Origin of the sequence: Photorhabdus sp. S10-54, from assembly GCF_963878145.1 — a bacterium.
GTDB lineage: Bacteria > Pseudomonadota > Gammaproteobacteria > Enterobacterales > Enterobacteriaceae > Photorhabdus > Photorhabdus kayaii.
In genome coordinates this window covers 27,332-47,380 of record NZ_CAWNXG010000026.1, presented here as the reverse complement: position 1 = coordinate 47,380, position 20,049 = coordinate 27,332, and the positions used below count along the sequence as shown (strand labels likewise).

At 40.9% G+C, this 20,049-nt stretch carries 18 protein-coding genes; 10 read left to right on the top strand and 8 right to left on the bottom strand.

Features of this window, described 5'->3' with window-relative positions:
• The first annotated feature begins 282 nt into the window (after positions 1-282).
• A complete protein-coding gene (locus AACQ83_RS14680; protein ID WP_112878209.1) occupies positions 283-1,890 on the top strand; it encodes an ABC transporter substrate-binding protein in 1,608 nt (535 codons plus the stop codon).
• 460 nt (positions 1,891-2,350) lie between these two features.
• The gene (locus tag AACQ83_RS14675; RefSeq protein WP_112878208.1) at positions 2,351-2,950 is read left to right on the top strand and encodes a lytic polysaccharide monooxygenase; all 600 of its coding nucleotides are present in this window, start codon (positions 2,351-2,353) and stop codon (positions 2,948-2,950) included.
• 129 nt (positions 2,951-3,079) lie between these two features.
• Here the strand turns inward: AACQ83_RS14675 and AACQ83_RS14670 are convergent, their stop codons facing one another.
• Both AACQ83_RS14670 and AACQ83_RS14665 read right to left on the bottom strand, forming a co-directional pair.
• Positions 3,080-4,192: a class II histone deacetylase gene (locus tag AACQ83_RS14670; RefSeq protein ID WP_112878207.1), complete on the bottom strand. Its 1,113-nt coding sequence runs from the start codon at positions 4,190-4,192 to the stop codon at positions 3,080-3,082.
• A 161-nt stretch (positions 4,193-4,353) separates the two neighbouring features.
• Positions 4,354-4,815 carry a hypothetical protein gene (locus AACQ83_RS14665; RefSeq protein WP_240000809.1) on the bottom strand — a complete coding sequence of 154 codons (462 nt, stop codon included), beginning with the start codon at positions 4,813-4,815 and terminating at the stop codon, positions 4,354-4,356.
• Positions 4,816-5,324: 509 nt separating this feature from the next.
• Here AACQ83_RS14665 and tus point away from each other — a divergent pair.
• A complete protein-coding gene (gene tus / locus AACQ83_RS14660) occupies positions 5,325-6,251 on the top strand; it encodes a DNA replication terminus site-binding protein (RefSeq protein ID WP_112878205.1) in 927 nt (308 codons plus the stop codon).
• 154 nt (positions 6,252-6,405) lie between these two features.
• Here tus and fumC read toward each other — a convergent pair whose 3' ends face one another.
• On the bottom strand, positions 6,406-7,800 hold the full coding sequence (gene fumC, locus AACQ83_RS14655; RefSeq protein ID WP_112878204.1) for a class II fumarate hydratase: 1,395 nt from the start codon (positions 7,798-7,800) through the stop codon (positions 6,406-6,408).
• Positions 7,801-8,095: 295 nt separating this feature from the next.
• Here fumC and manA point away from each other — a divergent pair, with 295 nt between their 5' ends.
• The 3 genes from manA to add all read left to right on the top strand — a co-directional run bounded on the left by manA (position 8,096) and on the right by add (position 12,037).
• On the top strand, positions 8,096-9,268 hold the full coding sequence (manA, locus tag AACQ83_RS14650; protein WP_112878203.1) for a mannose-6-phosphate isomerase: 1,173 nt from the start codon (positions 8,096-8,098) through the stop codon (positions 9,266-9,268).
• Positions 9,269-9,407: 139 nt separating this feature from the next.
• Positions 9,408-10,958 carry a YdgA family protein gene (locus tag AACQ83_RS14645; protein ID WP_112878202.1) on the top strand — a complete coding sequence of 517 codons (1,551 nt, stop codon included), beginning with the start codon at positions 9,408-9,410 and terminating at the stop codon, positions 10,956-10,958.
• Between the two features lie 77 nt (positions 10,959-11,035).
• On the top strand, positions 11,036-12,037 hold the full coding sequence (add, locus tag AACQ83_RS14640; protein WP_112878201.1) for an adenosine deaminase: 1,002 nt from the start codon (positions 11,036-11,038) through the stop codon (positions 12,035-12,037).
• Between the two features lie 46 nt (positions 12,038-12,083).
• Here the strand turns inward: add and AACQ83_RS14635 are convergent, their stop codons facing one another.
• The 5 genes from AACQ83_RS14635 to AACQ83_RS14615 all read right to left on the bottom strand — a co-directional run bounded on the left by AACQ83_RS14635 (position 12,084) and on the right by AACQ83_RS14615 (position 15,774).
• On the bottom strand, positions 12,084-12,485 hold the full coding sequence (locus tag AACQ83_RS14635) for a type II toxin-antitoxin system VapC family toxin (RefSeq protein ID WP_112878200.1): 402 nt from the start codon (positions 12,483-12,485) through the stop codon (positions 12,084-12,086).
• The gene (locus AACQ83_RS14630; RefSeq protein WP_112878199.1) at positions 12,485-12,730 is read right to left on the bottom strand and encodes a type II toxin-antitoxin system Phd/YefM family antitoxin; all 246 of its coding nucleotides are present in this window, start codon (positions 12,728-12,730) and stop codon (positions 12,485-12,487) included. Before AACQ83_RS14630 ends, AACQ83_RS14635 begins: the two co-directional genes overlap by 1 nt.
• Before the next feature lie 286 nt (positions 12,731-13,016).
• Positions 13,017-13,988 carry a bile acid:sodium symporter family protein gene (locus tag AACQ83_RS14625; protein ID WP_112878198.1) on the bottom strand — a complete coding sequence of 324 codons (972 nt, stop codon included), beginning with the start codon at positions 13,986-13,988 and terminating at the stop codon, positions 13,017-13,019.
• A gap of 104 nt (positions 13,989-14,092) precedes the next feature.
• A complete protein-coding gene (locus tag AACQ83_RS14620) occupies positions 14,093-14,740 on the bottom strand; it encodes a Qnr family pentapeptide repeat protein (protein WP_112878197.1) in 648 nt (215 codons plus the stop codon).
• Complete coding sequence (locus AACQ83_RS14615; protein ID WP_112878196.1) at positions 14,737-15,774, bottom strand: oxidoreductase; 1,038 nt, start codon at positions 15,772-15,774, stop codon at positions 14,737-14,739. The genes AACQ83_RS14620 and AACQ83_RS14615 overlap by 4 nt, the downstream gene beginning before the upstream one ends.
• A gap of 183 nt (positions 15,775-15,957) precedes the next feature.
• Between AACQ83_RS14615 and AACQ83_RS14610 the strand changes: the two genes are divergently transcribed.
• The 4 genes from AACQ83_RS14610 to rsxC all read left to right on the top strand — a co-directional run bounded on the left by AACQ83_RS14610 (position 15,958) and on the right by rsxC (position 20,048).
• Positions 15,958-16,398: a DUF2569 domain-containing protein gene (locus tag AACQ83_RS14610; RefSeq protein ID WP_112878195.1), complete on the top strand. Its 441-nt coding sequence runs from the start codon at positions 15,958-15,960 to the stop codon at positions 16,396-16,398.
• Positions 16,399-16,505: 107 nt separating this feature from the next.
• The gene (rsxA, locus tag AACQ83_RS14605; protein ID WP_011146612.1) at positions 16,506-17,087 is read left to right on the top strand and encodes an electron transport complex subunit RsxA; all 582 of its coding nucleotides are present in this window, start codon (positions 16,506-16,508) and stop codon (positions 17,085-17,087) included.
• Positions 17,087-17,719, top strand: coding sequence for an electron transport complex subunit RsxB (rsxB, locus tag AACQ83_RS14600; RefSeq protein ID WP_112878194.1), 633 nt, complete (start codon positions 17,087-17,089; stop codon positions 17,717-17,719). Before rsxA ends, rsxB begins: the two co-directional genes overlap by 1 nt.
• Entirely contained in the window at positions 17,712-20,048 is a 2,337-nt protein-coding gene (gene rsxC, locus AACQ83_RS14595; RefSeq protein ID WP_112878193.1) for an electron transport complex subunit RsxC, read from the top strand. The genes rsxB and rsxC overlap by 8 nt, the downstream gene beginning before the upstream one ends.
• The last annotated feature ends 1 nt before the right edge of the window (position 20,049 follow it).

Below are 20,049 nucleotides of genomic sequence, written 5' to 3'. Positions count from 1 at the left end.
TTTCAAGGTGTATAATTAAAAAATAAATTAGATTTATTGCTTAAATTTCATGATATTGATGAAGTAGCCCTAAGTATTTTATGCTAATACTTAATTATAGTTATACCTCTTACATTCAAAATAGGGTATTCAATAGAATCACGTAATTTTAACTTAATATCTTAAATAGTCATAAACATTCTGAGGTTTGGTTTGCAAAATTATATAAAAACCTTAATTATCAAAAAATTGACTTCCCTGAAATAGATACCCCCAAAATGAAATTCTCTTGGAGAACAAACGATGAATAAAACATTAAGGAATATATCCTTATTCACAGGTATTATATTTGGCAATCTGGCATTATCTCATGCCGCAATTATTCCAGCAGGTACATTATTGTCAGTTAATCAAGATATCGTTCGCAATAATGGTTCAGAACCTGTGTCTCTTGATGTTCATAAAGTTGAAAATGATGTTGAATTTAATATTATTCATGATTTTTTTAGTGGATTAATCAGAGCGGGCAGTGATGGAAAAATCAATCCTGATTTAGCGATCAGTTGGGAAGCCAAAGATCATAAAGTGTGGTTATTTCATCTAAGAAAAGGAATAAAGTGGTCTGATGGCTCCCCTATTACTGCCCATGATGTGGTTTTTAGCTGGCGACGTTTAGTTGATCCCAAAATTGCCTCTCCGTATGGCAGTTATCTTGGAAACATGCATGTAGTCAATGCCAAAGATATTGTTGCTGGCAAGAAAAAAACCGATGAATTAGGTGTAAAAGCGCTGGATAATTTAACTTTGGAAGTGACGTTAGAACAACCCGTATCCTATTTTTTACAGATGTTGGCCTACCCTGTTATGGTACCTATAAGCCAAAAAGCGGTTGAAAAGTATGGCGAAAAATGGACTCATTCCGATGTATTTGTCAGTAGTGGGCCATTTAAGTTATCCGAATGGGTTGTTAATGAGAAAGTTGTGGGTATCAGGAATTCACAATATTGGGATAGTGCTCATACTGTTATTAATAAAGTCACCTACCTTCCAATAGCATCAGAAACGGCAGATATCAATCGTTATCTAGCCGGAGAAATTGATATCACCAAGAATATCCCGTCGATTTTATTTAAATCCTTAAAGACAAAATTAGGTAATCAAGTTCATATCACACCAGCATTAGGTGTTTATTATTATGATTTTAATAATAAAAAACCACCTTTTAATGATTTCAGAGTCAGGCAGGCATTAAATTTGGCTTTAGATAAAGAGATTATAGCGAATAAAGTTTTGGGGCAAGGTCAAGAACCTGCTTATAATCATACTCCACCAAATACTGGAGGAATGAATTTAGGGCAACCTGATTATGCATCATGGACACAACAAGCAAGAATTGAGAAAGCTAGGAAGTTATTAAATGAAGCGGGTTATAATAGAAGTAACCCATTGAAATTTAAACTTCTTTATAATACGTCAGAAGAGCATAAACGGATTGCTATTGCGGCGACTTCAATGTGGAAAAAAAGTCTGGATGTAGATATTATTTTGCAGAACCAAGAACGAAAAGCTATGTTGGATGTTATTCATCAAGGTAATTTTGAGATGGTGAGATATGCACGGATCGCTGATTACGATAATCCTGCCTCGTTTTTAAATAATTTTGTTACTGATAGTTCTAATAATACATTCTTATATAGCAATCATACTTATGATGATTTGATAAATAAAGCTAAAGCAACAAATGATCGAAAATATTTTCAGCAAGCAGAAGATATTTTGGCAAAAGATGTACCAGCAATTCCTGTTTATTACTATATCGGTGTCAGATTAGTCAAACCTTATATTGGTGGGTATTATATGAGCCCATTGGGTTTTGTGTCGACAAAAGATCTTTATGTTATTAAACATTAGTAGAATATTATTATAGTACTTAAGTAGATATTACGGTTTTGGACAGGTTGGTTGTTTTAAACCGTAATATGAGATATGAGATGATTTAATATTTTAATCAATTGTTTTTATTACCATATATCGATAATTTTTTATTTTAATTATCTGAATAGGAATATTCTGATGAAAATATATCACCATAACTATAAATAAGTGTTTTTAAGATAGCGGGCGTTACCTAAGATGCATCAACTGTCTATTATATGAACCATATCGAATAAATTAGAAAAATCATATCGTTTTATATTACAAAAAATAGTAACAGGCATATTTCAAACAAAATTTCAATAACTTAATATAATTAGATTGTTAATCAATTTATGAAATGGATAATCATATTATATTTATCTAGAATTGATAGCTAAGTCCTGGGGCTTTATTTGTCGTAGATAAATTATCCTGTAAAATGGAGGACACTATTATGTATAAACATAAAGTGAAAGTGATGACTTTATCCGCTACGATAATTACAGCTTTATTTAATGGCGCATGGGCTCATGGTTATATTGATAGTCCAGGAAGTCGTGCATTCCTTTGTTCTGCACAGGGAAATGAACAAAATACGGATTGTGGGTTAGTTAAGTATGAGCCTCAATCTCTTGAAGCTAAGAAAGGCTTTCCGCAAACTGGTCCGGAAGATGGCCATATTGCTAGCGCTGGCATTGGTCATTTTGGCTCATTGGATGTTCAAACTGAAGATCGCTGGAGAAAAATTCCTATTACTGCCGGTGATATTGAGTTTCAGTGGGAAATTATGATTCAACACAAAACCTCAAGTTGGGAATATTTTATTACCAAACCTAATTGGGATCCCAATAAACCTTTAACCAGAGAGCAATTTAATAGTACACCTTTCTGCTTTGAGGATTATCAGGAAAAAATGCCGGGCAACCGAGTTATTAATAAATGTACCTTACCAGAGGGTTATCAAGGCTATCACGTTATACTGGGTATTTGGACAATCTCAGATACCCTAAATGCATTTTACCAAGTAATTGACACAACAATTAGCCCTGCTTGATTATAAAATAACTATTATCGGGAACAGCATGATGCTGTTCCTGTTTATCGAACTTCTTGTTCCATCTATTGAACTCAATTAATATAGGTTTGCTCCCAAACTATGTGGAACAAACCTACGCAACAAAGCTCAAAGACCGAATTTTTCTTTAAGTTTATCAAGCTGTTGTTGTTGAAATAGCTCAAACTTAGCTCTTGGCTGCTGCAAGCGTATAGAATCTAACATTGGATCTTTGACTTCCGTACGAATGCCGCTCATCTGTTCAAGTACAGCCAATCCACAGAATGGTACATAAGACTCCGCATACCCGCCTTCATGAACAACGACTAGTTTTCCGTCGCATAAACTATCTGCTGCCTGTTGCACTAGCTGGGTCATCTCCCGAAAACTTTCACTATGGAGCTGCATCCTGGCCAAAGGATCCACCGCATTCGCATCATAGCCACAGGCAACAATAATCAGTTCCGGTTTAAAACGTTCAAGCGCTGGAAGTATTATCTGTGTCATTGCATAGATATAGCTATTATGTCCGGCTCCAGCAAGTAATGGGATATTCAGGTTATAACCTATTCCTTCACCTTCCCCAATATCATCTTCACCGCTGTATCCTGGAGGGAAGCAACCATCCTGATGTATCGAGATGGTCAAAACATCAGAACGCTCCCAATAAATATGCTGAGTACCATTACCGTGGTGAACATCCCAATCAATGACCGCAACTCGTTTTAAATCAAAACGTGCTTTTGCCTGTTCAATTGCCAATGGGATATTTGCTAGAAAACAAAATCCCATGGACTTATCAGGTAAACAGTGATGACCTGGTGGTCGAGAAAGGCTGTAAGCATTATCAAGCTCACCGCTAAGCACTGCTTCCACCGCCGCACAAGCAAGGCTGGCTGAAAGCTTAGCAATTTCATAGCTTCCCGGCCCCAGAGAGGCTTCTATACCAAGCATTCCTCCACCATTATCACTGACTTGCTTAAACCGCTTCAGGTACTCTTCCGGATGAATTTTACGTAGTGTTTGCTCATCAATAGGCGATGCCGAAGAAAGGTGCAAAGAGTGGCTCAAGCCCGATACATCCATCAAATTTTTTAGCCGCCTTTTTGTTTCCGGCGATTCAGCATGTGCAGTTCCAGAAGTAGGTTGAACCCAACCACCGACAGGTAAAGTAACTACATACGCGCCAGTACTATGCCAAAAACAATGTTCATCAAAGAAAAACCCTGTTTTTCGTTTCATCACCCTTCCTTATATATTAAATTAATTAACATATCATTAATATAATCAAAACAAAAACAGATTATGCCTAAGCCTCCCTAATATTCGTGGGCACCGATGAGATAACCCGAACAAGTATGTTCTGACCTCTAAATCCAGCACTTAACTGCTGGATTTAGAGGTCAGAACCACTCGGTGAAGCCCCATGTCGTGGTAAAGTCTCTAAGTATTTTCAGTTGTATGTTGCCCTGAATTCCAACAAATGCAAGATGGTCATCCTTTCTCATACACCACTCGAATCCTCCAGACGAACGCTTAACCACAGCCATATCTTCCCATTTTTGTTGGTACTGAGCTTTACAGATAAGTATCTCGTGAGCGTTGTAGCCAAGGTAAGCCCCGTGATCACTTACAGGGGAGGCCCGGCAAATAAAGCCAAGGTAGCTTCCCCTCTTTCCTTCCCAGACGCACTCAAATTTTTGGTGTGGTATAGTGCTCTCCCATATTGCCAATGACACGCTCCCCGGCGCTGCATGAAACTTACTAGCCACCGTTACAGCAGTCGCGTAATCACCCGCTGGATACGGATGAATAATATAGGATTTTCCTGGGATCGGAGTATCGTTGCCTGTGAGTATTCCCATAATCATTCTTCGTTAGTTTATGTGGTATTCACATTCATTTAGGTAGATATTTTAATTATTGTGTCTTTTTAATGAAGCTCAATAATCAACATCAGTATCCTGATATATAAATATCTAAAAAATTCATAATAAATGACATCTACAATCCAACCATGAATTTCGACACAAGGATATTATAACTTTTATTGTTTATTTGAATTTTAATATTCGATGGCTTTGTGTGGCGTATGGCACAAAGGTGACAGTAAAAATCCGCCTTCGCCCCACCCCGAGTATTGTTTCTGTGCTGCTGAAATGAACATTTCCACCAAACAGTCTTGTTCATAGTAACGTTCAATGCATTGATATTTTGTGTTTTTTCTCAGTGGTATCATTCAGTGACATTCCTGACCACATTGTTGCCTTCAAATTTTATAGGTGGTTGAATGTGCATTTGACATATTTGAGTTTGATGTTTGCTCCTTTTGTTTTATAATAAAAAGTATGTTGTAACTAATTGTGTTATTCAAATGAGTAAATATTTATCAATTGAAGATTTGAATAGTTGTTTTCAAAGACAAGAGAATAAGTTGAAACAACTGTATGAACAATTAAATAGCTATTCTTTGTTGGCCGCTCATGTGTTTATTCTGCCTGATGTAGAAAAAGGCAGTGAACATGAGCCAGTAACGAAAATAATTGTTAATGAAGCGACGGATAATGACGCATTAAATATAGGGTTAAATCATTACCAGAAGCTATTTATATATCACAACAACCAAAATATCAGCAGTAAAGCTGCCGTTCGTCTTCCCGGTGTATTATGTTTTTCTGTGAACCAACAACAATATCGCTCTGCTTTACTTTTGATTGAGGAAATTAATAAGTTGAAAGCAGAACTTGAACATATCGTAACTGTGCAATCAGGAGTGGATAAAGAACAACGGTTTGAGTTTGTTCACAGTCAGTTACATGGTTTGATAACTTTAAACGCTTACAGAACCATCACTCCCCTTATCAATCCCGATTCAGTTCGCTTTGGTTGGGCAAATAAAAATATCATCAATAAAGTCACAAAAGATCAAATTCTACAACGTTTAGAGAAAAGCTATAACGCTGGACGAGCAGTTTCCCCCTATTCTCGTGAACAGTGGGCAGCATTAGTCGCCAAAGAAATTATCGACATAAAAAAATTACCTAATGATGTGGTTTTAAAAATCAAACGTCCAGTGAAAGTGCAGCCCATTGCACGAGTCTGGTATGCGGAACAACAAAAACAGGTGCAGTATGCTTGTCCCCTGCCAATAATTGCATTTTATGTTAACTATGGCGATAACCAACCAAAGATAGGTAGACTTGCCAACTACGATGCCAATGCCATAGTGCATCGTTATAAACCCAAAGCCAAACCACTGGAATTGATTATTCCAAGGCTACATTTATATCGTGAGATTTAGCAAAAACCGCCGTAAACCCTTGTCCAGTGCGAGGGTGTCAGAAAGCGGTTGCTCCAGCATCTGCATGAACGCATGATATTTTTCCAGAATGCTCCCGTACATTCTACTAACCGGAGCACTCGTCTCCGGTCAGTTTTTCATGTCTAAACAACAATTACTTCAAGCTGCCAACCATATCTTCCGGACGAACCCACTCATCAAACTCTGCGTCTGTCAGATAACCCAGTTTCATCGCCGATTGTTTCAATGTCAGCCCTTCTTTATGGGCTTTCTTAGCAATTTCTGCGGCTTTGTCATAACCGATATGTGTATTCAGCGCTGTTACCAGCATCAGAGATTCATTCAGCAACTGAGTAATGCGATCACGGTTAGGTTCGATACCAACTGCACAATGTTCATTGAAACTACGCATACCATCCGCCAGCAAGCGAACAGATTGCAGGAAGTTATTAATCACCATTGGACGGAACACATTCAGCTCAAAGTTGCCAGATGCACCGCCAATATTAATAGCAACATCATTACCCATCACCTGAGCACAAAGCATTGTCACCGCTTCACACTGAGTTGGGTTAACTTTACCTGGCATGATTGAACTACCCGGTTCGTTTTCAGGAATTGAAATTTCGCCGATACCACAGCGAGGGCCGGAAGCCAACCAACGAACATCGTTTGCAATTTTCATCATGGATGCAGCCAGACCTTTTAATGCCCCATGAGAATGAACCAGCGCATCACAAGTCGCCAGTGCTTCAAATTTATTTGGTGCAGTAACAAACGGATGATTGGTCAATTCAGCCAATTTTTTAGCAACACGAACAGCATATTCAGGATGAGTATTTAAACCGGTGCCAACCGCAGTTCCCCCTAGCGCCAGTTCACAAACATGGGGAATACTGTCTTCAATGTGTTTCAGATTATGCGTTAACATTGCAGCCCAACCAGAAATTTCCTGACCAAGGGTCAATGGCGTCGCATCTTGCAAGTGGGTACGACCAATTTTAACGATATCCTTATAAGCTTCAGCTTTATCAGCCAATGTTTTTTGTAATATTTTCAGCTCAGGAATAAGGTGTTCACGCAACGCGATAACAGCGGCAACATGCATTGCTGTTGGGAAAACGTCGTTAGAACTCTGACTTTTATTGACATCATCGTTAGGATGGATAAGGCGTTCATTCCCCCTCACCCCACCAAGGATCTCACTACCACGGTTCGCCAACACTTCGTTCATGTTCATGTTACTTTGTGTTCCAGAACCGGTCTGCCAGATAGCAAGCGGAAATTCTGTCGGATGTTTACCTTCCAGCACTTCTTTCGCAGCAGCAATAATTGCTTCTCCACGTTCTTGCGGCAGAAGGCCTAAATCCATATTGACACCGGCCGCAGCCTGTTTGGTCAATGCCAGAGCATGAATTAATGCAACCGGCATTTTCTCCTGCGAAATGCGGAAATGCTCAAGTGAGCGTTGAGTTTGCGCTCCCCACAATTGGTCAGCAGGTACTTCGATAGGCCCCATTGAGTCTTTTTCAATGCGAGTGGCTGCCATTACTATCTCTCCTTAACACACAGAATAATCGAATATGCATATACCCGTCATCTTTCAAGTTGCCTCTTTGTTGGCTGCACTCGGTCACATAGTTACCTATGCTCCCAGGGATTCGCTCTCTTGCCGTCGCGATGCATCTTGAAATCAATAGGGTATAATCAGTCTTTGCAGATAAACTGATTAGCATTCTGTTATCATGCCACATATTAGTTCCTGATTATGCCAACCAAGTCGTATTTATCGTATTGTGGTAGAAAGGAAATAGATTGATTTTTTTAAAAAGAGAGTAACGGCCATGTTGAAGATGATAAATCAGATCCAGCGCTATTCATGGGGAAGCAAAACCGCCCTGATGGATATTTATGGTGTTGAAAATCCAGATAATCTGCCAATGGCTGAATTATGGATGGGTGCCCATCCTAAAAGCAGTTCACTTGTAGTCAATCCAGAAACGGGAAAACCCATTGCCTTAAATGAATTAATAGCCAGTGATCCGGAAAAATATCTGGGGAAAAAAGTTTCAGATAGATTTCACCGTTTGCCTTTCCTATTTAAGGTATTGTGCGCCGCTCAACCTCTTTCAATTCAGGTTCATCCTGATAAAAAATCCGCAGAAGAGGGGTTTGCCAAAGAAAATATCGCCGGTATTCCGTTGGATTCCCCGGAAAGAAATTACAAAGATGATAACCATAAGCCCGAATTGGTTTATGCCCTTACCCCTTTCCGGGCAATGAATGGGTTCCGTCCATTAAACGAAATCGCGCAATTACTGAAATTTATTACTGCGGCCCATCCCAAAATTCCGTTCTTTATTCAGACACCAAATGAACAGAATCTTGCCTGCTTATTTTCCCAATTACTGAATATGAGTGGTAAACAAAAGCAGTTAGCTCTTGGCGTATTGAAATCAGCATTGAATAGTCGGCTCGGAGAACCTTGGGATTCCATCAAAAAAATGACGGCATTTTACCCTGACGACAATGGCCTATTTATTCCACTTTTACTTAATGTCATCGAACTTGAACCTGGTCAAGCCATGTTTCTATGCGCCCGCACGCCTCACGCTTATCTGGAAGGCGTTGCTCTTGAAGTGATGGCAAACTCAGATAATGTCCTACGAGCGGGCTTAACCAACAAATATATTGATATTCCTGAGCTAATGGCAAACCTTGACTTTATTTCAAAACCAACAAACACCTTATTTATGCTACCAAGACAGGAAAAAACAGCTAAAAATTTCCATATTCCAGTGGATGATTTTGCATTTTCTATTTATTCTCTATCGGAACAGTCAATTACGCTTGATAACAATTCAGCATCGATTGTTTTTTGTGTTGAAGGTCAAACAGTTATACAATCTGGCGAACACCAATTGAGAATTTTCCCAGGTGAGTCAGTATTCATATCTGCTGCCGAAAAGGCTGTGATAATTCACGGTGATGGTTTTACCGCCCGGGTTTTTAATTAATAATACCAATCTGGGCCTAAAACTTATTCACAGGCGCTGTTAAGCACTACTTACACTCCAAGTTGTGTTAACGGCCATTTTTATACCAAGAGAATGCATATTACCTGCAAAATATGCATTAAAAGGATGGATTTGCATTATGAAAAAATCGTTAGTGGCAATAGGCATTATTGTTGCCTTGGGAGCAGCCTGGACTGGAGCTTCATGGTATACAGGTAAACAGATTGAACAACGTATAGATCAATCTATTTCCCGCGCCAATGCTGAGATGAAAAAAGCCTTCCCTGAAACAGGTCTGATGTTACAGAGTAAAGATTTCCACCGTGGCGTGTTCAGTTCTGATGTCCGTCTTGTTCTGACAGCTAAAGACGGCGTTAAAAACGCAGAAATCAAACCCGGTGAAGAGATTTCAATTAAATCGGTGATTGATCACGGGCCTTTCCCACTTGCACAAGTGAAAAAATTAACCTTAATTCCTAGTATGGCTTCCGTACATTCCGAGCTGGAAAATAATGAATCTTTAAAACCCCTGTTTGAAATCACTAAAGGAAAATCACTGTTCACTTCTGATTCACGTGTCAGTTATAGTGGTTCTGTTATTTCTGATGTTGATATCGTCCCTGTCGATTTTGAAAAAAATGGTGCTAAGTTCAATTTTTCCGGCGCCAAACTGACTTCCGATCTCAGCCGTGATCTGAAAGAGATATCACTGGCAATCAAGAGTGACCAGTTAGTCATCAATAAAAATGACGAAAATTTCCTTGTCAAAGGTATTGATTTAAACCTAGCTAACAAAAAAGGCAAATTTGATATCTATATTGGCGATCAAAGCATCAAAATTCAGGAAATCAGCCTAAAAGGCATCGGCAATGAAGATATGATGCTTTCCGGAGTTAAAATAGATTCAAATATCGGTGAAGATGAAACTAATCTGAAAGGAAAAATCACTTATAGTTTAGATGGTCTTAAACTGAAAAACATTGATTTTGGTTCTGGTAAGTTTGCAATTACTGCGGATCGTCTGGATGGTGAATCTGTCCGTAAGTTCACCCAAGCATATAATGATGCCACAGCTAAATCCCTCGCGTCTGGTGATCTCTCTTCCGATGCGGCAAACACAGCGATTATTGACGCGGTATTTTCTAACCTGCCTATTTTGCTGAAAAACAATCCACAATTTGGTATTGAGCCATTGACCTGGAAGAATACTAAAGGTGAAAGCACCATTAATTACCAAGTGGGTTTGAAGAGCTTGCCGAAAGATAAAAGTAGCTTGTCTTCAATGAAAACAGAAGAAGCTATTCGCACTTTAATTCAAAACATGTCTCTGAATGTCACATTACCAAAACCTATGATGATTGAGTTCGCTACTCAGTCGATGATAATGAATGGTGTGGATAAAGCAAAAGCTGAACATAATGCTGAACAACAGATAAAACAGTTTGAACAATTAGGACAGTTGTTTAAAATTACCACGGTTGATAAAGATGCTATCAGCATTAAATTCAACTATGTAGACGGTAATGTAGAAATGAATGGTAAGAAAATGCCCTTACATCAGTTCATGTCTGAATACAATTTATCCGACCCTTCTGATGATGAAGCACCAGAGCAAATAGTGCCAGAAGGCGACACCCCCCACGACAATGGAAAAGTGAAAGCAGAAGGTACTGTGAAACCTGTGCAATAAAACGCGCCCATAAACGTTTTGTTAAATTGCCAGTCAACGTATGTGACTGGCTTTTTTATATAAAAAAGGACTGGAATGTGATTGACATAAAACTCCCACTAACAGATTTACACCGCCATCTCGATGGAAATATCCGACCGGAGACTATCTTAGATCTTGCCAACCAGCATAATATTCAGCTTCCAGCAAATGATCTGGAATCACTACTCCCTCACGTACAAATTATTGAAAATGAACCAAGCTTAGTAAGTTTTTTGCAAAAACTTGATTGGGGTGTGGCAGTATTAGCTGATTTGGACGCTTGTCGTCGTGTTGCTATCGAAAATGTTGAAGATGCCATCAATACTGGGCTAGATTATGCTGAATTACGTTTTTCCCCTTATTACATGGCGATGAACCACAGATTGCCGGTTGAAGGGGTCGTTGAAGCGATTATTGATGGTATCCGTTCTGCCCGTCAAAATAACGATATCGACATCCGTCTTATCGGAATTTTAAGCAGAACTTTTGGTGAACAAGCCTGTACTGAGGAATTAGCTAGCCTGCTGGCTCACCAGCAACATATTACTGCATTGGATCTCGCGGGTGACGAGTTAGGTTTTCCCGGCCATCTTTTTCAATCTCATTTTACCAAAGCCCGTGATGCTGGATGGCATATAACCATTCATGCCGGCGAAGCCGCTGGTGCTGAAAGTATTTGGCAAGCAATTAGGGAATTAGGAGCTTCTCGTATTGGTCATGGGGTAAAAGCCATTACCGATCCCGTATTGATGGATTATTTGGTTGAAAACCGTATTGGTATTGAAGCCTGTTTAACCTCAAACCTTCAAACCAGCACCGTCAATTCTTTATTGGACCATCCACTGAAACGATTCCTGGAAAAAGGTATTCTTGCTTCCATTAATACCGATGATCCGGCCGTTGAAGGCATCGATATCCGCCACGAATATGAAGTTGCCGCACCTGCCGCGGGTTTATCTATTGCTCAAATTCGCCAGGCTCAGATAAATGGGCTGGAAACCGCTTTTATCAGTGATGCAGAAAAACAGGCATTACGTATGAAAGCAGCAAGTCGTTAAATATAAACAGTGCAGGAATGGAGATTCCATTCCTGACTTATTTTGGCTATTTATTAGGGATCACGGTTATATAATCACTGACACAATTTATCAGCTTACTATCACTTGTGATCAGTGGAATCTTGTTGTGCTTCGCCTGAGCGACAATTAACCGGTCAAACGGGTCTTTATGTAGTTTTTCAGGTAAATCGCTCACAACAAGCGTATGCTCGCTTTTTATGGGGATTTCTATCAAACCAGCCTCAAACAACCCATCCCTGAACTGTTTGGGATCTACGGAAAAATCAGGCTTGTTGAGACTATTTTTGATGACCACTTCCCATACTGACGCCGCACTAAAACAAAGAGTTTTGTCGGTATCTTCAAGTATATCAACAATATCTGCTTTCAATTTTTCCGGTTCATATGCCATGAACAGCAGGATATTGGTATCTAACAACAAATCCATTAGGAGTATTTTCCTTCAAACATATCAATAACTTCGGTGCTGTTCATATCGTCAAAATTGGCGGGGACGCTACCTTTGCCTTTGAGAAAACCAAGCTTGCGCTTAGGTTTATCTTCTCTGTATGCGATGACTTTAACCAATGCATGACCATTCTTGGCGATCACTACGGGCTCACCGGTGCGAGCGACTTCCTGGATAATTCTGGACAGGTTAGTTTTCGCGTCGTAGATGTTAACCTTTTCCATAAAATGACCTCTTGTTGTACATACTTTAAGCATAGTTATTTTTATTGGTCTAGTCAATTTAGTTAGACTAATGGTTTGCTTACAACTTGCTAATTACTCAATTTAAAGGATATATCCCATGACCGTATATCATTACGGATTGCCTCAGAAGAAAAATCGCTGTTAGTGCCTACAATATAGGTTTATTGTTAAATGATTTTTTATATACCCTAGTCGCCTCAATTCGTCATATTAACTATCTTTTTGGATAATTGAATCATTCCCTACCATAGATTTATATCTATTTTTATTTTAACCCCTTGGCATAACGTTGCGCCAATACTGCACACACCATCAACTGAATTTGATGAAAAATCATCAACGGCAACAACATTACACCAACCGTCGTAGCGGGGAATAAAACATTTGCCATTGGCACGCCATTAGCCAGACTCTTTTTCGAACCACAAAAAACAATCGTAATTTCGTCTTCTTTATTAAAACCTAACCAACGGGCAATATAAGTATTAATAACCAACACAACCGCCAATAAAACACAGCAAACCACCCCAATCATCAGTAGCGAATAACCATCAATTTTATGCCAGATACCTTCTACCACCGCCTCACTAAAAGCCACATAAACCACTAAAAGAATCGATGACCGGTCAGTCATATTAACCAGTTTTTTATGTTTTTCTACCCAACGGGCAATCAATGGCCGCGACAAATGCCCAATAATAAAAGGAACCATCAATTGAAGAATTATGGATTTTATTGCTTCCAGCGTATCGGGGCTGCCTTCGCCTTGTGTATGGATCATCAACCCGACTAATATTGGCGATAAAAACACGCCCAGAATACTGGACGCCGAAGCACTGCAAATGGCAGCGGCAACATTACCACCAGCAACAGAGGTAAAAGCAATAGCTGACTGAACCGTAGCCGGTAATGCACAAAGATAAAGGAATCCCCAATAAATCGTTGATGTCATGATTTCGGGTACTAGCAAATTCAACCCTAATCCGATAATTGGGAATAAGACAAAAGTACTGAGAAAAACAACTAAATGAAGCCGCCAATGTCCCATGCCGGCAATAATGGCCTGACGGGATAATTTAGCTCCATGCATAAAAAACAGCAAAGCAATAGCAGCCGTCGTTAGCCGTTGAAGCCAGACTTTAATTTCTCCCTCGCAAGGCAAGAATGTCGCAATAACGACTACCGTCACTAATATCATCAAAAAAGGATCTATTCTTATCTTTTGCCACCAAGTCATTAGTTATTTTCCTTGCTTTGCAAATAGTTAGCCCGGTTTACCAAGCTAACTACTAAGAATTAAATAGCTGAAAATAGACAAATCTTAAGAAATTCTGCGGGAGTTTATTCCATCACCACGATACCAAGCCGTTCCATCAGCTCCGACGCTTGATAGGTATCGATTTTCACGCCCTCCAGATTAATGCTACGAATGTCGAGTTCACCCAGCATTGAGTTAGTTAGATTACAGTGTGTAAAATTTGCTGCACGCCAATCAAAAGCGGCAAATTCACCACCAGAAAGATCGGAGCCACTGAAATTTGCACCAAGAATATTCGCACCGTTCCAACGGTTTTCCCATAACTCACACTTTTCAAGAATAACCTTAGAAAAGTTGGCATAGCTCAAGTTACTTTTGGTTATGTACGCACGACAAAACCAGACACGAGAACTAATCATATTCACAAAACTGGTTCCACGAAAATCTGAACCTTGAGCCCTACATTCCCTGATCTCTATACCAAGGGCGTTAGCATTCCTGAAATTAACCATTGACAGATCACAGCTTTTAAAGCTGGCGTCCTTTAGCACAGCATGGCTAAAGTTACACCCCATCTGACTTTCCTGGTCATAAAACTGACAACCGATAAACTGCGTTTCGCTCAGATCGGCCCCTGAAAAATCGCAGTTAAGGAATTTACTGTTTTCAATTACCTTTCCAGTAAACTGGTTACGTCCAATCTTCTCATCACACAGTATTAACGTTTTCATATAATGACTGTTCGTTGTTGTTTTGCCGACTGAATACCGGCTTCAATTAATTTCATAATTTGAATGGCTTCACTTGCCGTGACTGGATTAGGTTTACCTAGCGTAATCGCATCACGGATAGCAGCATAATAAGCAGAATAATTACCAGGCAAAGTCGGCACATGTTCAGTCACTAACTCCTCTCCACTTAACAGTGTCATAACACCGTCACGAATATCATATCCCCAATCGGCATGCAGTGGCCTTTCCCCCGCTTTCAATCGCTCTTCCTGAGGATCAAGACCATATTTTACGTAACTACCTTCCATACCATGCAACGTATAAACAGCAGATTCAGCCGCCGCCACAGTTGTTGCATGAAGAACTACTTTGATATCCGGGTAATTCAGCAATACATGAAAATAATCCACCGCTTCCGCTTGTGGGCGAATCATTCCCAAATCAGCCGTAATAGATTGCGGTTTACCAAACAGTTGAACCGCTTGATCGAGTAAGTGAGGGCCTAAATCATACCAAATGCCACTTCCTTGCCCTGCCGCTTCACGCCATCTTTGACGTATAACCGGACGATAACGATCAAAATGGGATGCGAAATATTTTAATTTGCCCAAACGATTCTCTTTAATTAACGACTTTATCGTCAAAAAACCGGAATCCCAACGGCGGTTATGAAATACAGAAAGTAATAAATTCGCTTTTTCTGCCTGCTCTTTTAAAGATTCAGCTTGTTCAACTGTGATAGTAAACGGTTTATCCACCACAACATGCTTACCCGCTGCCAATGCCTTCTGTGCTAGAGGATAATGCGTATCATTAGGTGTCGGAATAACGATTAAGTCAATGTCGGGATCATTAAAAAGATCCTCAGTGCGGGATATCACCGGGATATTTGGCCAATCTGATTTCACTTTCTCAGCATCACTACTGGAAATAGCGGCCAATTTAACACCAGCAGTGCCAGCAATTAATGGTGCATGAAACGTTTTACTCGCATAACCATACCCCACCAGCCCAACCTTTAACAGCTCACGCATAACAGCCTCTCAAACTCATTAATAATATGCAGCAATTCAGCATCCGTAAAAAATATCATCGGTGATGACCGCTGCGCAAATTATCTCTGAATCTACTCTTGAAGATCTTTCAATCAATCTATTTCCTAAGTTATCAGAATCGCCTATTATTCTTTTTTCATATAGCTTCAAGTGGAATGATTTATGTATCAAACCAATGATTACCATCGAATTAATGGTTGGATTCTGGCTCCGGCGGCTTATCTGATTATGACCTTTCTCAGCGCCAGTATAATGCTCGCCTTATATATTGTGGCATTTTTTAGTCAAAACAATGCATTGAGTGCCGGGAATAATCACTTTACTTTAATGTGGTTTCTTTCTGTTGCCATTACTGCGGTAATGTGGTGTTACACCCTATGGGTATTGAAACTGCTTTTCATTCGATCAAAAAGATTTCCCCAAATTTTTATTATTTGGCTTATTGTTACCGTATTAATTGCATTGAAAACTTTCGCTTTCTCCCCTATTCCTGATCAAATAGCTTTGCGTGCATTAGCATGGCCACTATTGGCAACTGCTATTTTTGTCCCCTACATTAAACGCTCTCATCGAGTCAAAATGACTTTCACACAAGATCGATAACCTCAACTTTCTTTGGTTGTTATCATTAACAATAGATTGCCCCTGGTAAAACGAGGGCATACTTATAATTTAATAAAAAGTCAACAAACTCATTTTCAGGCACAGCAATGACTGACTATTTTCTTTTATTTGTTGGAACCGTATTGGTTAACAATTTCGTCTTGGTGAAATTCCTCGGTTTATGCCCTTTCATGGGCGTATCTAAAAAACTGGAAACTGCCATCGGGATGGGGTTTGCGACAACATTTGTTATGACACTAGCCTCTGTATGTTCATGGCTGGTGAATACCTTTATTTTATTACCACTGGACTTAATCTATTTGCGTACTCTGAGCTTTATTCTTGTCATTGCAGTCGTGGTGCAATTCACAGAGCTTGTTGTACGCAAAACCAGCCCGACGTTATACCGGTTATTGGGTATTTTCTTGCCGTTGATTACGACTAACTGTGCTGTACTGGGTGTGGCGCTGCTGAATATCAATCAATCACACGATTTTTTACAATCCGCTATCTATGGTTTCGGTGCTGCCGCCGGTTTCTCTCTTGTTATGGTATTGTTTGCCGCTATTCGCGAACGTCTGGCTGTTGCTGATGTACCCGCCCCTTTCAAGGGGTCATCTATTGGTCTTATTACTGCGGGTTTAATGTCCTTGGCTTTTATGGGCTTTAGTGGTTTGGTGAAATTCTGATGACATCGTTATGGATTGCTATTGGTGCACTCAGTGCGCTAGGGTTAATTTTTGGGTTAATCCTAGGGTTTGCTGCCCGCCGTTTTCAGGTGGAAGAGGACCCCATTGTTGAAAACATTGATGATATTCTGCCGCAAAGCCAGTGTGGACAATGCGGTTACCCAGGCTGTCGCCCTTATGCTGAAGCCGTAGCGAATAATGGCGAGATGATTAACAAATGTGCACCGGGTGGTGAGCAAGTCATGCTGAAAATTTCAGAGCTGCTCGGTATCGATCCTCAACCATTAGATGGTGATGCAAACATACAAAACCCTGCACGCAAAGTCGCCTTTATTGATGAAGAAAATTGCATTGGTTGCACTAAATGTATTCAGGCATGTCCTGTAGACGCTATCGTCGGTGCTACACGCGCCATGCATACCATTGTTGAAGATTTATGTACCGGTTGTGACCTGTGCGTTGCTCCTTGTCCAACAGACTGTATTACGATGATCCCTGTAGCAACAACCACTTCCAACTGGAAATGGGATTTAAAAGCTATTCCAGTTAGAAATATTCCTGTTCAGCCACCTCTCGCCACTTCCATTAAAAGTACCCCGGTCAAAAATATTGAGGCTGAACACCATGTTTAATTTATTTAATTTGCTCAATAAAAATAAAATCTGGGATTTCGCCGGTGGTATTCATCCACCTGAAATGAAGCTGCAATCCAGCCAGACCCCTTTACGCATTGCGCCACTACCGGAAGAGTTAATCATCCCATTGCAACAACATTTGGGTACGGAAGGCGAGTTGCTGGTTAAAGTGGGTGATGAAGTGCTTAAAGGCCAACCTTTGACATTTGGCACTGGTCGTACTGTACCGGTGCATGCATCGACTTCCGGCACAATCATTGCCATTGAACCGTGTATTACAGCGCACCCATCCGGGTTGAAAGAGTTATGCGTTCGTTTGTGCCCTGATGGGAAAGATCAATGGGGTGAACGCATTCAAGCACCGGATTATCAATCACTGGATGCAGATACGATTCTTAACCGAATCCATCGGGCCGGTATCGCAGGTTTAGGTGGAGCCGGCTTTCCTACCGCAGCCAAACTACAAAGCGGCCGTCATGGTCTTAAGACACTGATCATTAATGCCGCAGAATGCGAACCTTATATTACCGCGGATGACCGCCTGATGCAGGAACATGCCGGCGAACTTATTGAGGGCATTCGTATTCTGGAACATCTGCTTAAACCGGAGCAGATCCTGATTGGTATCGAAGATAATAAACCAGCAGCAATAAAAGAACTCAAAACCGTTCTAAAGGGCGATAAATCGATTATCGTCCGGGTTATCCCAACCAAATATCCTTCTGGCGGCGCCAAACAACTGACCAAGATACTGACCGGTAAAGAAGTCCCCTCCGGTGGCCGTTCCTCTACTATCGGTGTACTGATGCAGAACGTAGGTACAGTGGTTGCAATCAAACGTGCCATTATTGATGGAGAACCTTTGATTGAGCGCATCGTCACAATTACTGGCGAAGCCATCACCTCGCCGGGTAACTTTTGGGCGCGGCTCGGTACTCCGGTACAATTTCTTCTCCAGTTAGCCGGTTTTGCGCCACAATCAGAACAGATGGTCATTATGGGTGGGCCCTTAATGGGATTTACGCTACCTGACCTCAACGTGCCCATCGTTAAGATCAGTAACTGTATTCTGGCTCCATCCCATCAGGAAATGGATTCAAATACAACGGAAGAAGCTTGTATCCGTTGTGGATTATGTGTGGAAGCCTGCCCTGCCCGTTTATTGCCACAACAGCTCTATTGGTTCAGTCGGGGACAAGAGCACGAAAAAGCCAGAGATCACAATCTGTTCGACTGTATTGAATGCGGCGCCTGTGCTTATGTCTGCCCAAGCAATATTCCTCTAGTGCAATATTATCGCCAAGAGAAAGCCGAAATTCGGGCCTTGGATCAGGAAAACCGCCGTTCAACCGAAGCCAAAATTCGTTTCGAAGCTAAGCAGGCGCGCATGGAACGAGAAAAACTGGCCCGAGAGGAAAGGCACAAAAAATCGACCGTCCAAATTGATAATAAAGATAAGAGCGCTGTACAAGATGCGCTTTCCCGCGTGAAGGAAAAACAGGCTAACGCGGGTAAAATTGTTGCTATAGAACCGGGGCAAATACCTGATAATGCCGCAGTAATAGCTGCTCGTCAGGCAAGAAAAGAGCAGCTTCGCGCTCGTCAAGCGGAAAAACAGGCGGTGGAAAATATTAGTATTGCTCCATCTGAACCACCAAGTGCAGAAGATCCACGCAAAGCCGCATTAGCAGCAGCAATTGCCAGAGCTAAAGCGAAAAAAGCAGCTCAAAATCAAGAAGTAACACCATCACCAGAAGCGAGAGAACCAGAAACTACCGCTAGTGAAAAACAAGATCTTCATAAAGATGCGGTCGCTGCCGCTATTGCCCGTGTCAAAGCCAAGAAAGCTCAGACTCAACAATTAGCTGAAACTCAAGCAGAACCACCGCCAGCGGAAGAAACTGATCCGCGTAAAGCTGCCGCCGCGGCTGCCATTGCTCGTGTTAAAGCCAAGAAAGTCCAAACACAGCAATTAGCTGAAACTCAAGCAGAACCACCGCCAGCGGAAGAAACTGATCCACGTAAAGCTGCCGTCGCCGCTGCCATTGCTCGTGTTAAAGCCAAGAAAGTCCAAACACAGCAATTAGCTGAAACTCAAGCAGAGCCACCGTCAGCGGAAGAAACCGATCCACGTAAAGCTGCCGTCGCCGCTGCCATTGCTCGTGTCAAAGCCAAGAAAGTCCAAACACAGCAATTAACTGAAACTCAGGCAGAAACACCGTCAGCGGAAGAAACCGATCCACGTAAAGCTGCCGTCGCCGCCGCTATTGCCAGGGTTAAGGCCAAAAAAGACGCTCAGGAACAACAGAAAATTTCAATAGAATAGT

Bases quoted from the DNA above. Each gene is read 5' to 3' on its own strand.
- AACQ83_RS14675 (WP_112878208.1), top strand. From the start codon at position 2,351: ATGTATAAACATAAAGTGAAAGTGATGACTTTATCCGCTACGATAATT.
- fumC (WP_112878204.1), bottom strand. From the start codon at position 7,800: ATGGCAGCCACTCGCATTGAAAAAGACTCAATGGGGCCTATCGAAGTA.
- AACQ83_RS14610 (WP_112878195.1), top strand. From the start codon at position 15,958: ATGTATCAAACCAATGATTACCATCGAATTAATGGTTGGATTCTGGCT.
- rsxB (WP_112878194.1), top strand. From the start codon at position 17,087: ATGACATCGTTATGGATTGCTATTGGTGCACTCAGTGCGCTAGGGTTA.
- rsxC (WP_112878193.1), top strand. From the start codon at position 17,712: ATGTTTAATTTATTTAATTTGCTCAATAAAAATAAAATCTGGGATTTC.
- AACQ83_RS14625 (WP_112878198.1), bottom strand. From the start codon at position 13,988: ATGACTTGGTGGCAAAAGATAAGAATAGATCCTTTTTTGATGATATTA.
- AACQ83_RS14635 (WP_112878200.1), bottom strand. From the start codon at position 12,485: ATGGATTTGTTGTTAGATACCAATATCCTGCTGTTCATGGCATATGAA.
- AACQ83_RS14665 (WP_240000809.1), bottom strand. From the start codon at position 4,815: ATGGGAATACTCACAGGCAACGATACTCCGATCCCAGGAAAATCCTAT.
- AACQ83_RS14670 (WP_112878207.1), bottom strand. From the start codon at position 4,192: ATGAAACGAAAAACAGGGTTTTTCTTTGATGAACATTGTTTTTGGCAT.
- AACQ83_RS14630 (WP_112878199.1), bottom strand. From the start codon at position 12,730: ATGGAAAAGGTTAACATCTACGACGCGAAAACTAACCTGTCCAGAATT.
- AACQ83_RS14620 (WP_112878197.1), bottom strand. From the start codon at position 14,740: ATGAAAACGTTAATACTGTGTGATGAGAAGATTGGACGTAACCAGTTT.
- manA (WP_112878203.1), top strand. From the start codon at position 8,096: ATGTTGAAGATGATAAATCAGATCCAGCGCTATTCATGGGGAAGCAAA.
- tus (WP_112878205.1), top strand. From the start codon at position 5,325: ATGAGTAAATATTTATCAATTGAAGATTTGAATAGTTGTTTTCAAAGA.
- AACQ83_RS14680 (WP_112878209.1), top strand. From the start codon at position 283: ATGAATAAAACATTAAGGAATATATCCTTATTCACAGGTATTATATTT.
- AACQ83_RS14615 (WP_112878196.1), bottom strand. From the start codon at position 15,774: ATGCGTGAGCTGTTAAAGGTTGGGCTGGTGGGGTATGGTTATGCGAGT.
- AACQ83_RS14645 (WP_112878202.1), top strand. From the start codon at position 9,408: ATGAAAAAATCGTTAGTGGCAATAGGCATTATTGTTGCCTTGGGAGCA.
- rsxA (WP_011146612.1), top strand. From the start codon at position 16,506: ATGACTGACTATTTTCTTTTATTTGTTGGAACCGTATTGGTTAACAAT.